Here is an 11327-nt window from a genome sequence, read left to right on the forward strand (position 1 = left end):
GTCCCAGTTTAGGCAGCTTGCAGTTCCCTCGACTGCAGGTCCGTAGTATCTGGACTGCTTGGCATCATAACGCGGTTCGAGATGAACCCGGGATTAATTCCACGATTAAATCGCGGTTAGAATTCACGTTCATTCATGACAGATCGAATCGAAAACACTTCACCTCGACGTCTCGCCTGCGCCAGATGCGGCAGCGAATTTTCCTGCACGCTGGGCGGGCCGTGCTGGTGTTCCGACGAGAGCTTCCGCCTGCCGATGCCGGCCGACGGCGGCGATTGTCTGTGTCCCGCCTGCTTGCGCAAGCTCGCGGAACAACACGCAAGCGTGAGCGCGACATGAGCGGGCGCTGGACCGTCGACGCCGTGCTGCTCGACATGGACGGCACGCTGCTCGACACCGAGAAGGTCTATTTCGACAGCCTGGTCGCGGCGCTGAATGCCTCCGGCTACACCGACGATGTCGTCACGCTGTGCCATTCCATGGTCGGCCTGCCCGGCCCGGTCTGCGAGGCGATGCTGCTCGAGCGCTACGGCGCGGCCTTCCCGCTCGCCGAGGTCAACCAGGCGTTCCTCGACCATCGCGACGAGATGATGCGCGCAGGCCTGCCGCTCAAGCCCGGCACGCTGGCCCTGCTCGACGCGCTCGCCGCCGCGCCGCGCCCGATGGCGATCGTCACCTCGTCCTCGCGCCGCTCGGCCGAGCGCAACCTTGCACTCGCCGGCATCCGCGACCGCTTCGAGACCCTGCTGACGCTGGACGACGTCGCACAGGGCAAGCCGGATCCCGAGCTCTATCTCAAGGCAGCGGCGCGTCTCGGCGTTGCGCCGCAGGCCTGCGTCGCGGTCGAGGATTCCAACCACGGCGTCACCGCCGCGCACGCCGCCGGCGCCATCACGTTGATGGTGCCCGACATGGCGCCGCCGACCGAAGCGACCCGCGCGAAATGCGCGGCGGTGCTGCCCGACCTCAACGCGGTGCTGGCGATGCTGCGTGAGCGCGGCGGGCTGGCACGCTCCGCGTAGCCTTCATTGCGACGGGAATCGCCGAGCCTATCGGCCCTTGCGCCGCCCCGGCAGCGCCGTCTCGATCAGCGTCCGCGCGGCCTCGCCCGCGGTCTCCATGTAGCTGGCGTCGCGATGCAGCAGCACCACGGCGAACGAGCCGTCGAGAAGCAGCAGGATCTGCCGCGCCAGCTTCAGCGGATCGATGATCCCCTCCGCCGCGAAGGTTGCGCGCAGCCAGTCCTCGAACTTCTTCTTGTGCGCGGCGCCGATCCTGATCGCGGGATGGCCGGGCATGCTGGCGAGCTCTGCCGAGGTGCGCAGGAAGCCGCAGCCCTTCCACTTCGGATGCCGCGCCGAACGCGCGAGGTTGCGGAAGATCGCCTCGACCTTCAGCGGCAATCCGCCGTCCGCCTCGTCGAACCATTTGCGGAATAGCGCGAGATTGGGCTGGTCGCGCGCGGCGAGATAGGCGGCAACAAGATCGTCCTTGCTGCGGAAGTGATAATACAGCGTGCGCTTGGTGAGGCCGGCCCTGGCGGCGACCTCGTCGACGCTCACCCGGCGGATGCCTTCATTGTAGAACAGCGCGCTGGCCGCCTGGATGATGCGTTCGCGCGTCGGCTCGGAGGGTCTGGGCATGCCACGTATGTATACCGACCAGTGAATATACACAAATCGCGGCCGCTCCTACATTCGCCTCCGACACGCCAATGCCGGAGATTGCATCATGACCGAACCCATCCTGCTCACCGTCGGCGACGGGATCGCCCTGATCACGCTGAACCGCCCGGAGCGGCTGAATGCCTTGAGTTATGACCTGATCGACCGGTTGATGGCGGCGCTCGACCGCATCGAGGGCGACGCCGATGTGCGCGCGGTGATCCTGACCGGCGCGGGCGAGCGCGCCTTCTCCGCCGGCGCCGACATCCACGAATTCTCGGCAAGCGTCGAACAGGGCGCCGCCATCGCGGTGCGCGACTTCGTTCGCCGGGGACAATCGATGACCGCGCGGCTCGAGGCGTTCAAGAAGCCTGTCATCGCCGCGATCAACGGGCTCGCCTTCGGCGGCGGCTGCGAGATCACCGAGGCGGTGCATCTCGCCGTAGCCAGCGACCGCGCGCTGTTTGCAAAACCCGAGATCAGGCTCGGCATGCCCCCGACCTTCGGCGGCACGCAGCGCCTGCCGCGGCTGGCCGGGCGCAAGCGCGGACTAGAATTGCTGCTGGCCGGCGATCCGTTCTCACCGGAGCACGCGCGCGAGATCGGGCTGGTCAACAAGGTCGTACCCCACGATCGGTTGCTGGACGCCGCGCGCGAACTCGCTGGCCGTATTGTGAGGCATTCGCCGGGATCGGTCGGCAGCGTCATCACCGCGGTGACCCGGGGGCTCAACATGCCGATAGCCGAGGGGTTGTTGGTCGAGAGCGGGCAGTTCGCCGCGCTGGTGGGAAGCCGCGATCTGGCGGAGGGGCTGGCGGCGTGGAGGGAGCGACGTCCGCCGAAGTATGTCGGGGCGTGAGCGGTGGGCAAAGCGCAGCGTGCCCGCCATCGCGAGCACGTCGCGGATGGAGGGCACGTCGCTACGCTCCTTTGCCCACCCTACGGCTTTTGCCTGCAGAGATAGCCTACCGCACCACCGCCGCGGTCTGACCGAACAGCAGCTTGCGCTCCTCCTCGGTGCGGATCGCGGGCTGGCCGAAATTCGGGTTGACCTCCTTCGCCTTGGCATAGGCGCGCTCGGTCGCCGGGCGCTTGCCGATGGTCTCCAGCCAGCGCTTAAGATGCGGGAAGTCGTCGATCTCCTGGCCCTGGTTCTTGTAGGGTACGACCCAGGGATAGCTCGCCATGTCGGCGATCGAGTACTCGCCGGCGATGAATTCGCGGTCGGCGAGGCGCTTGTTGAGCACGCCGTAGAGCCGGTTGGTCTCGTTGACATAGCGGTCGATCGCGTAAGGCAGCTTCTCGACCGCGTAGTTGCGGAAGTGGTGGTTCTGGCCGGCCATCGGGCCGAGCCCGCCCATCTGCCAGAACGTCCACTGGATCGCGTCATAGCGGCCGTGCAGATCGCTCGGCAGGAATTTGCCGGTCTTCTCGGCGAGATAGAGCAGGATCGCGCCGGATTCGAAAATCGACACCGATTTACCGCCGCCCTTCGGCGCATGATCTTCGATCGCGGGAATCCGGTTGTTCGGTGCGACCGCGAGAAACTCCGGCTTGAACTGATCGCCCTTGCCGATGTTGATGGGGAAGACCTTGTATTCGAGCCCGGTCTCTTCGAGGAACATCGTGATCTTGTGACCGTTCGGCGTGGACCAATAGTGAAGATCGATCATGGGGGCGATCCTGCGTTTTCCAGGGACTGCATGGGGAGAAAGATGCGGATGCATGGATTTGGGCGCAACCCCGCCGCCAAGTCAATGCCGCGTGCAATGCACCGCGCGCGAATGTGATGTGCGGCCGGCGCAGGCGCGCGATTGAGCCGTGCCCCGATTGCTCCTAGGCTCCGCCACTGACGATACCGAGAATTTTTTTCAGCCAGGGGAGATTGCAATGACGCGCGATTTGGCACGGCGTGATTTTCTCAAGGGTTCGGCGGCGCTCGCGGGCGCCGCGGCGGCAGGCGCATTTTCCTGCGTCGAGATCGCCAGCGCGGCGCCGATCGAGGTGCCGACCGTCGACAAGCTGTCGATCCGCGTGCTGGTCGATTCCAGCTTCGACATGTTCTTCAAGCCGAAGCAGGCCGGCGGCGCCTCGGTCGCGGCGCCGACGCGCACCGCCAACTTCCAGAAATCGCTGCACAATGAATGGGGCCTGTCGCTGTGGCTGGAGTCGCAGGCCGCAGGCGCGCAGCGCACGCTGATGTTGGATTACGGCTACACGCCCGAGGTGCTGCTCAACAACATGGCGTTCATCGGCGTCGATCCATCGAAGCTCGACGCGCTGATCGTCAGCCACGGGCATTACGATCATTTCGGCGGCCTCAACGGCCTGCTCGACAAATTCCGCGACAAACTGCCGGCCGACATCAAGCTCTATGCCGGCGGCGAGGACAATTTCTGCCACCGCGTCAGCGCGACGCCGACCAAGGGCCAGTTCGCCGATTTCGGCACGCTCGACCGCCGCCAGCTCGCGGCGCAGCGCGTCACCACGGTGCTGTGCGAGACGCCGACCGTGATCGCAGGCCACGCCTTCACCACCGGCAAGATCACCCGCCGCAGCATCGAGCGCATCCTGCCGCAGACCTGGGTCGAGTTCGGCATCAAGGACGGGCTCGGCTGCAACGCCAGCCACTATCTGCCGGCCGAGATGGACGGCAAGATCGTGCCCGACGAGCACATCCACGAGCACGCCACCTGCTTCAACGTGAAGGATTTCGGGCTCGTCGTGATCTCCTCCTGCGGCCATGTCGGCATCGTCAATTCGGTGAAGCAGGCGCAGGAGGTCTCCGGCATCCAGAAGGTGCACGCCATCGTCGGCGGCTTCCATCTCGGGCCGGCGCCGAAGGACTACCTCACCGAGGTGGTCGCCGAGATCAAGAAGCTCGAGCCTGACGTGGTGGTGCCGATGCACTGTTCCGGACTCAACTTCGTGCAGGAGGCGACCGCGCAGCTCGGCGACAAGGTGCTGGTCACCACCACCGGCAGCCGCCTCTCCTTCGGCATATGAGCATGCGCGCCTTTGCGCTCGCCTGCGCCGGCATGTGGCTGACGCTGGCGAGCGCGCTTGCCGGCTATGCAGTGCCATCGGCACGCTCGGCGGCCGAGACCATGGACATCCTGATGTGGAATCGGGAGCCGGTCGGCGGCCCGTTCGAGCTCACCGACCAGGCCGGCAAGCTCCGCACTGACCGCGATTTCCGCGGCCGGCTGATGCTGGTCTATTTCGGCTTCACCTATTGCCCCGACGTCTGCCCGACCGATCTGCAGGCGATCGGGCTCGCGCTCGACAAACTGGGCAGCGATGCGGACAGCGTGCAGCCGATCTTCATCACCGTCGATCCCGAGCGCGACACCGCAAGTCACCTTGCCGAATACGTGCCGCTATTCCACCCGCGCCTGATCGGCCTCACCGGCAGCGATGAGGCGATCCGCAAGGTGGCCGACGCCTACAAGGTCTACTACGCCAGGGTGCCGCTGAAGGACGCCGGCGACTACACCGTCGACCACACCGCCTACATCTATCTGATGGACCGCGACGGCAGCTATCTCGGCTTCTTCCCGCCGGGCACCTCGGCCGACCGCATGGTGGAGATCATCAAGCCGAGGCTGGCGGCGCCGGGACGCTGACGCGCCTCAATGCATCCGCCCATGCGCGCGCAAGAACGTCGCGCCGCTTTCGGTCACCATCACCCGCATGCCTTCGACCGAGGGCCGGCGCACGACGTAGCCGCGGTCGACGGCGTCTTCCCAGATCGTCAGCCGCGGGCACGAGGTGCGCCAGACCTCGATCACCTCGGCATAGGGCCGCGGCTCGCGCGCGATCCACTCGACGAGATCGAGCACCAGGGCATCAGTCATCTCCGCCATGCCGTCCTCCTGCCGTCGTGCGATCCGCTCACTGCGCGCTCGCGGTATTGCCCGCGAGCACCAGCCAGCCGCCGTAGATGATGTAATAGCCCGCCACCGTCGTGATCAGCCGGTTGGCCCAGGTACGGAATTGCTGGTCACTCATCGCCTCGAGGATCCGCCGTGCCAGCGAGGTACCGAGCATCGAGGCCGCGACCGCCACCGCCGCCACCATTGGATCGAGCGAGGCGGCCTGGTCGATGATGCCGCCGAAATAGATCAGCTTGGTGAGGTGGCTCGCGACCTGGCAGGTCGCCTTGGTCGCCACCGTCTCGCGCCGGTCGTAGCCGCCGCCCAGGAAGAAAGTGTCCATCAGCGGTCCGGAGACGCCGGTCATCAGCATCAACCCCATGCAGGCCGAGCCGTAGAACGCGCCCTGCCAGATGCTGTCTGGGTTGGGCTTGATGCTCTTGGGCATCAGCCGCGCCATGAACGGCGTGACGCCGAGCAGCAGCAGCGCGACCGGCTTGTCCGGCACGTAACGCGTGATCGACCACAGGGCGAGTGCCAGCGCGACCCCGATCATGTAGACCGCGACCGGCCGCCACCGGATATGCTTCCGCCACAGCAAGGCGCGCCAGCCGTTCGAGGCCATCTGGGTGATGGCGTGCAGCACCATCGCCGAGGGCAGCGGCAGGATCGCCAGCAGCACGCCGATCAGGATCAGCCCGCCGGCCATGCCGAACAGCCCCGACAGGAAGGCGGTCGCGACCATCAGTGCACCGAGTGCTGCGATCAGTAATGGACTCATTTTGAAAATCTCCGGCTGCGCCGGCGCTTCCCTCCCTCGCCCCGCTTGCGGGGAGAGGGTCGGGGTGAGGGGGAGCCTCCGCGAGGGAGGTTGCAGATGGACTCGCGGAAAGTCCCCCTCACCCGGATCGCATCCTGCGATGCGATCCGGCCTCTCCCCGCGTGCGGGGAGAGGCGAGGAAACGCGCCGACTCGGCAACTAAACCACTATGCTCATATCTCTGCTCCGCTTGGCGCATTCCCGCAAACTGAGTTATCTTGCCCTTGCATCAGCTTTCCTGAGGGTTACGAATTGCGGCGGCTGCTCTTTCTCAACGGCATCAAGGCATTCGAAGCGGCGGCGCGGACCGGCAGCTTTGCGGCCGCGGGCAGCGAGCTCAACGTCTCGGCGGCGGCGATCAGCCGGATGGTGCATCTGCTGGAAGAGCGGCTCGGCGTCGCGCTGTTCGAGCGCAAGGCGAACCGGCTGGTCACCACCGTGGCCGGCCGCGCCTATCAGAGCGGGCTGACGCCGATCTTCGACGCACTGGCCAGCCTCACCGCGCAGGTTACGGCGTCGGCGAGCACGCGGGTGCTGACCGTCGGCGTCGGGCCGACCTTCGCGATGAAGTGGATGATCCCGCACCTTGCCGAATTCCGCAAAGCCGAGCCGGACATCGAGGTGCGGATCACGACCGGCGGGGTCGCGGCGCCGTTCGGCGACGACTGGAGTTGCGGCATCAAGCTCGGCGACGGCGAATGGCCGGGCTTCGTCGCCGAGCCGCTGTTCGCCGCCGACCTGCTGCCGGTCTGCACCGCGCGGCTGGCCAACACGCTGAAGCGTCCGGCCGACCTCAAGGGCCCGAGCCTGATCCGCGTCGCGCATTCGCCGGACGACTGGCCGTCCTGGCTGAAGGCCGCCGGCGTGCCGCGGCTGAACGCGCGCGGGCCCGAGTTCCAGTTCTACGGCCAGGCGCTGCAGGCCGCCGTCGACGGGCTCGGCATCGCGATGGGGATCCGGCCCTATATCGACGACGATCTCGCCGCCGGCCGGCTGGTGGCGCCGTTCGCCCTCAGCGTGCCGAAGGGGATGCGCTGGTACCTCGTCTATCGCCGCTTCCATGCCGACCAGCGCGACTTCGCCGCGTTCCGCCGCTGGATCATCCGCGCCGCGGCCGAACCCGCCGCCCCGCGCAAGGGCGCTCGCGGCGTCGGTTGATACCCCGGGTTACCGCTATCCGGGCCTGTTTTCCCAATCCGCGCAAATAAACCTCGGACCTTGTGATCTCGCTCACATTTGCCGTCGCGCCCGCGTGGTTCGATGGCCTGGGGCGATCGAGGTCGTGATGATCTACAGCGGTTTTGAAATCAGGTCGTTCGAAGTGGGAACAGGGCAATGGCACGCCAGGATTCAACGGATCGATCAAGAGCCGGTCGTCATCGATGGCATGCCGTTTCCAACGCTCGACATCGGCTTTGCGTGGTCCGATCGGGATGCGGCGATCAGCGACGCGACGAGGACTATCGACCGGCTCCGGCAGCGGTCTGGTATGACAATGCCGTCGGCCTGACGGGTGGCGCCATGGTTGCTCTTGTCCCGCAATGTGAACCCGATCCGGTCTGGCCGCCGCAGGTGAAGACCGCCTGCCCCGACTGCGCCGCGGAACTGGCTTTGCTGCGCGTCATCCCCGGTCGCGCGGCCGACTATTGGACCACGCGCTGCGGCGGCTGCGGCGGCATCCACATGGATATCGTCGACAAGCCGCGGTCGTAGGCGGCGTCCGGATTCTGCTGACATCTGCTGACAGCAAAAGCGCGGGCTAAGTCCACGCGCCCTTTGCCCTTTTCTCGCTGCCGGACTCGTCCCATATTCCGGCCATGGCGAAGACCCCCAACACTCCCAAAAAGCCCGGCAAGACCCCGACATCCAAAGCGCCCAAGGCGCCAAAGTCCAAGGCGCATCGGCCCGACGTGCTGCCGATCGGTCCGGCGCTGGCCGAGCTGCTCAACCCCGCGATCAATCGCGGCGATGCCGGCATGGGTTCGGGCACCGGGCTGCAGCCGCCGCCGGACAATTCCTGGGACCGCCGCGCCGGCGGCGAGGCCGCCGCGCATCGCGCGCGGGCGTCGACACGCGAAGCCGGCGAGGACGTCGCGAAGCGCGATACCGCAGGATTCGAAGAAGCCCCGCAGGCCAATTACGGCACCTCGGCCACCATCCCGACGCTCGATCCGGAACTGGCGCGGCAACTCGGGCTGCCCACCGCTGAGGACGATGACGAGGCACTGGCCCGCCCGCCGCGTAACAAGATGGAGGCGCTCGGCGTCAAGGCCACCGCCGACGCGCTGGAGAATCTGATCCGCGACGGCCGTCCGGAATTCCGCAAGGACGACGGCTCGATGCGGGTGTGGACGCCGCACCGTCCGCCGCGCCCGGAGAAATCCGAGGGCGGCGTCCGCTTCGAGATCAAGTCCGACTACCAGCCGAGGGGCGACCAGCCGACCGCGATCGCCGAGCTGGTCGAGGGAATCGACCGCACCGACCGCACCCAGGTGCTGCTCGGCGTCACCGGCTCGGGCAAGACCTACACCATGGCCAAGGTGATCGAGGCGACGCAGCGCCCGGCGCTGATCCTGGCGCCGAACAAGACGCTGGCGGCGCAGCTCTACGGCGAGTTCAAGAACTTCTTCCCCGACAACGCCGTCGAGTATTTCGTCAGCTATTACGACTACTACCAGCCCGAGGCCTATGTGCCGCGGACCGACACCTATATCGAGAAGGACTCCTCGATCAACGAGCAGATCGACCGCATGCGCCATTCGGCGACGCGCGCGCTGCTCGAGCGCGACGACGTCATCATCGTCGCCTCGGTGTCCTGCATCTACGGTATCGGCTCGGTCGAGACCTACACCGCGATGACCTTCGCGCTGAAGAAGGGCGAGCGCATCGACCAGCGCCAGCTGATCGCCGACCTCGTCGCCCTGCAATACAAGCGCACCCAGGCCGAGTTCACACGCGGCACCTTCCGCGTCCGCGGCGACGTCATCGACATCTTCCCGGCGCACTACGAGGACCGTGCCTGGCGCGTGAACCTGTTCGGCGACACCGTCGAGAATATCGAGGAGTTCGATCCGCTCACCGGCCACAAGCAGGACGAGCTCGAATTCATCAAGATCTACGCCAACTCGCACTATGTGACGCCGCGCCCCACGCTGGTGCAGGCGATCAAGTCGATCAAGAGCGAGTTGAAGCTGCGGCTCGACCAGCTCAACGACCAGGGCCGCCTTTTGGAGGCACAGCGGCTGGAGCAACGCACCACCTTCGATCTCGAGATGATGGAGGCGACCGGAAGCTGCGCCGGCATCGAGAACTATTCGCGCTACCTGACGGGTCGCCGCCCCGGCGAACCGCCGCCGACGCTGTTCGAATACGTCCCGGACAACGCGCTGATCTTCGCCGACGAAAGCCACGTCACCGTGCCGCAGATCGGCGCCATGTTCCGCGGCGACTTCCGCCGCAAGGCGACGCTGGCCGAATACGGCTTCCGCCTGCCCTCCTGCATGGACAACCGCCCGCTCCGCTTCGAGGAGTGGGACATGATGCGGCCGCAGACCGTGGCGGTGTCGGCGACGCCGAGCGGCTGGGAGCTCAACGAGTCCGGCGGCGTGTTCGTCGAGCAGGTGATCCGCCCGACCGGACTTATTGATCCTCCCGTCGATATTCGCCCGGCCCGCACCCAGGTCGACGATCTCGTCGGCGAGGTGCGTGCGACGGCCGCGGCCGGCTATCGCTCGCTGATCACGGTACTCACAAAACGGATGGCGGAGGACCTCACCGAATATCTGCATGAGCAGGGCATCCGCGTCCGCTACATGCACAGCGATATCGACACCATCGAGCGCATCGAGATCATCCGCGATCTCAGGCTCGGCGCGTTCGACGCACTGGTCGGCATCAACCTGCTGCGCGAAGGCCTCGACATTCCCGAATGCGCGCTGGTCGCGATCCTCGACGCCGACAAGGAAGGCTTTCTGCGCAGCGAGACCTCGCTGATCCAGACCATCGGCCGCGCCGCGCGCAACGTCGACGGCAAGGTGATCCTCTACGCCGACAGCATGACCGGCTCGATGGAGCGCGCCATCGCCGAAACCAACCGCCGCCGCGAGAAGCAGGTCGAGTACAACGAGGCCAACGGCATCACGCCGGAGAGTGTCAAGAAATCGATCGGCGACATCCTCAACTCGGTCTACGAGCGCGACCACGTGCTGGTCGAGATCGGCGACGGCGGCATGGCCGACGACGTCATCAGCATCGGCCACAATTTCGAGGCCGTGCTGAGCGACCTCGAAACGCGGATGCGCGAAGCCGCCGCCGACCTGAACTTCGAGGAAGCCGCAAGGCTGCGCGACGAGGTCAAGCGCCTGCGCGCCACCGAAATGGCCGTGGTCGACGACCCCACCGCCAAACAGCGCCACGTACAGAAGCAGGCGGGTGCCTATGCCGGCACCAGGAAATACGGCGACGCCGCCAACCTCCCGGTCAGCGCCCTGAAGAACAAGGCCGCGCAAACCTCGATCAAGGCCGGCCGCGGCGGCAAGTCCGGCTCTCGCGTCCACAAGCCCGACCTCGACGAAATGCACGGCCCGGAATCGCTACCGTTCCGCGCGGGTGGCGCACTGCCGGCAAAGCCGTTCGGCGGCAACAGCCGCATCATCCAGCCGACGGATTCGCGGCAGTCCGGCCCGGAGTTCGGGCCATCGCCGCGGAGCAGCGGCGGTGCGCCGGGGAAACGGGGCGGGTGGAAGAAAAGGTAGGCTATGACGCGCGCCGAGCTTCTCGCACTTCTGCGAGAGCACGCGCTCGCGGCGGTCAGTACCGTCGACGACCGGCACACCGCAGGCGGCTATCGCGAAGCTGCCGCTTCACGCACCGCCGTCATCGCCCGGTCAAGTGTTCAGCCCGGGGACATGACCGACGGGTGTTCGGGGACATAGCCGACACTTGTTCCGCTTACCAAGTCGATGATAG

13 protein-coding genes are annotated in these 11327 nt (G+C 66.4%); 9 read left to right on the forward strand and 4 right to left on the reverse strand.

The window, feature by feature from the left end:
- The first annotated feature begins 135 nt into the window (after positions 1 to 135).
- Entirely contained in the window at positions 136 to 339 is a 204-nt protein-coding gene (locus tag JQ633_RS35330; protein ID WP_249159879.1) for a cysteine-rich CWC family protein, read from the forward strand.
- Complete coding sequence (locus JQ633_RS34820; protein WP_211990354.1) at positions 336 to 1022, forward strand: HAD family hydrolase; 687 nt, start codon at positions 336 to 338, stop codon at positions 1020 to 1022. Before JQ633_RS35330 ends, JQ633_RS34820 begins: the two co-directional genes overlap by 4 nt.
- Positions 1023 to 1049: 27 nt before the next feature.
- On the opposite strand, the gene JQ633_RS34825 is transcribed toward JQ633_RS34820, so the two are convergent.
- Positions 1050 to 1643 (reverse strand): TetR/AcrR family transcriptional regulator, encoded by a 594-nt coding sequence (locus tag JQ633_RS34825; protein ID WP_211990355.1) that lies wholly within the window; start codon positions 1641 to 1643, stop codon positions 1050 to 1052.
- Positions 1644 to 1731: 88 nt separating this feature from the next.
- Between JQ633_RS34825 and JQ633_RS34830 the strand changes: the two genes are divergently transcribed.
- Positions 1732 to 2523: a crotonase/enoyl-CoA hydratase family protein gene (locus JQ633_RS34830; protein WP_211990356.1), complete on the forward strand. Its 792-nt coding sequence runs from the start codon at positions 1732 to 1734 to the stop codon at positions 2521 to 2523.
- A gap of 106 nt (positions 2524 to 2629) precedes the next feature.
- On the opposite strand, the gene JQ633_RS34835 is transcribed toward JQ633_RS34830, so the two are convergent.
- Positions 2630 to 3337: a glutathione S-transferase N-terminal domain-containing protein gene (locus JQ633_RS34835; protein ID WP_211990357.1), complete on the reverse strand. Its 708-nt coding sequence runs from the start codon at positions 3335 to 3337 to the stop codon at positions 2630 to 2632.
- 217 nt (positions 3338 to 3554) lie between these two features.
- Between JQ633_RS34835 and JQ633_RS34840 the strand changes: the two genes are divergently transcribed.
- Both JQ633_RS34840 and JQ633_RS34845 read left to right on the forward strand, forming a co-directional pair.
- Positions 3555 to 4670, forward strand: coding sequence for an MBL fold metallo-hydrolase (locus JQ633_RS34840; RefSeq protein WP_211990358.1), 1116 nt, complete (start codon positions 3555 to 3557; stop codon positions 4668 to 4670).
- A gap of 2 nt (positions 4671 to 4672) precedes the next feature.
- Positions 4673 to 5290 carry an SCO family protein gene (locus tag JQ633_RS34845; protein ID WP_433995723.1) on the forward strand — a complete coding sequence of 206 codons (618 nt, stop codon included), beginning with the start codon at positions 4673 to 4675 and terminating at the stop codon, positions 5288 to 5290.
- Between the two features lie 6 nt (positions 5291 to 5296).
- Here JQ633_RS34845 and JQ633_RS34850 read toward each other — a convergent pair whose 3' ends face one another.
- Positions 5297 to 5530, reverse strand: coding sequence for a hypothetical protein (locus tag JQ633_RS34850; protein WP_211990360.1), 234 nt, complete (start codon positions 5528 to 5530; stop codon positions 5297 to 5299).
- Positions 5531 to 5558: 28 nt separating this feature from the next.
- Positions 5559 to 6320: a sulfite exporter TauE/SafE family protein gene (locus JQ633_RS34855; RefSeq protein ID WP_211990361.1), complete on the reverse strand. Its 762-nt coding sequence runs from the start codon at positions 6318 to 6320 to the stop codon at positions 5559 to 5561.
- 291 nt (positions 6321 to 6611) lie between these two features.
- Between JQ633_RS34855 and JQ633_RS34860 the strand changes: the two genes are divergently transcribed.
- The 4 genes from JQ633_RS34860 (at position 6612) to uvrB (ending at position 11113) form a co-directional block, all read left to right on the forward strand.
- Positions 6612 to 7517, forward strand: coding sequence for a LysR substrate-binding domain-containing protein (locus tag JQ633_RS34860; protein ID WP_211990362.1), 906 nt, complete (start codon positions 6612 to 6614; stop codon positions 7515 to 7517).
- Between the two features lie 127 nt (positions 7518 to 7644).
- Positions 7645 to 7869, forward strand: coding sequence for a hypothetical protein (locus JQ633_RS34865; protein WP_211990363.1), 225 nt, complete (start codon positions 7645 to 7647; stop codon positions 7867 to 7869).
- 11 nt (positions 7870 to 7880) lie between these two features.
- Positions 7881 to 8072 carry a hypothetical protein gene (locus JQ633_RS34870; RefSeq protein WP_211990364.1) on the forward strand — a complete coding sequence of 64 codons (192 nt, stop codon included), beginning with the start codon at positions 7881 to 7883 and terminating at the stop codon, positions 8070 to 8072.
- A 104-nt stretch (positions 8073 to 8176) separates the two neighbouring features.
- On the forward strand, positions 8177 to 11113 hold the full coding sequence (uvrB, locus tag JQ633_RS34875; protein ID WP_211990365.1) for an excinuclease ABC subunit UvrB: 2937 nt from the start codon (positions 8177 to 8179) through the stop codon (positions 11111 to 11113).
- Positions 11114 to 11327 lie beyond the last annotated feature (214 nt).

The sequence above is a fragment of the Bradyrhizobium tropiciagri genome (genome assembly GCF_018130505.1).
GTDB lineage: Bacteria > Pseudomonadota > Alphaproteobacteria > Rhizobiales > Xanthobacteraceae > Bradyrhizobium > Bradyrhizobium tropiciagri_B.

Bases quoted from the DNA above. Each gene is read 5' to 3' on its own strand.
- JQ633_RS34825 (WP_211990355.1), bottom strand. From the start codon at position 1,643: ATGCCCAGACCCTCCGAGCCGACGCGCGAACGCATCATCCAGGCGGCC.
- JQ633_RS35330 (WP_249159879.1), top strand. From the start codon at position 136: ATGACAGATCGAATCGAAAACACTTCACCTCGACGTCTCGCCTGCGCC.
- JQ633_RS34835 (WP_211990357.1), bottom strand. From the start codon at position 3,337: ATGATCGATCTTCACTATTGGTCCACGCCGAACGGTCACAAGATCACG.
- JQ633_RS34840 (WP_211990358.1), top strand. From the start codon at position 3,555: ATGACGCGCGATTTGGCACGGCGTGATTTTCTCAAGGGTTCGGCGGCG.
- JQ633_RS34865 (WP_211990363.1), top strand. From the start codon at position 7,645: ATGATCTACAGCGGTTTTGAAATCAGGTCGTTCGAAGTGGGAACAGGG.
- JQ633_RS34845 (WP_433995723.1), top strand. From the start codon at position 4,673: ATGCGCGCCTTTGCGCTCGCCTGCGCCGGCATGTGGCTGACGCTGGCG.
- JQ633_RS34830 (WP_211990356.1), top strand. From the start codon at position 1,732: ATGACCGAACCCATCCTGCTCACCGTCGGCGACGGGATCGCCCTGATC.
- uvrB (WP_211990365.1), top strand. From the start codon at position 8,177: ATGGCGAAGACCCCCAACACTCCCAAAAAGCCCGGCAAGACCCCGACA.
- JQ633_RS34870 (WP_211990364.1), top strand. From the start codon at position 7,881: ATGGTTGCTCTTGTCCCGCAATGTGAACCCGATCCGGTCTGGCCGCCG.
- JQ633_RS34850 (WP_211990360.1), bottom strand. From the start codon at position 5,530: ATGGCGGAGATGACTGATGCCCTGGTGCTCGATCTCGTCGAGTGGATC.
- JQ633_RS34820 (WP_211990354.1), top strand. From the start codon at position 336: ATGAGCGGGCGCTGGACCGTCGACGCCGTGCTGCTCGACATGGACGGC.
- JQ633_RS34855 (WP_211990361.1), bottom strand. From the start codon at position 6,320: ATGAGTCCATTACTGATCGCAGCACTCGGTGCACTGATGGTCGCGACC.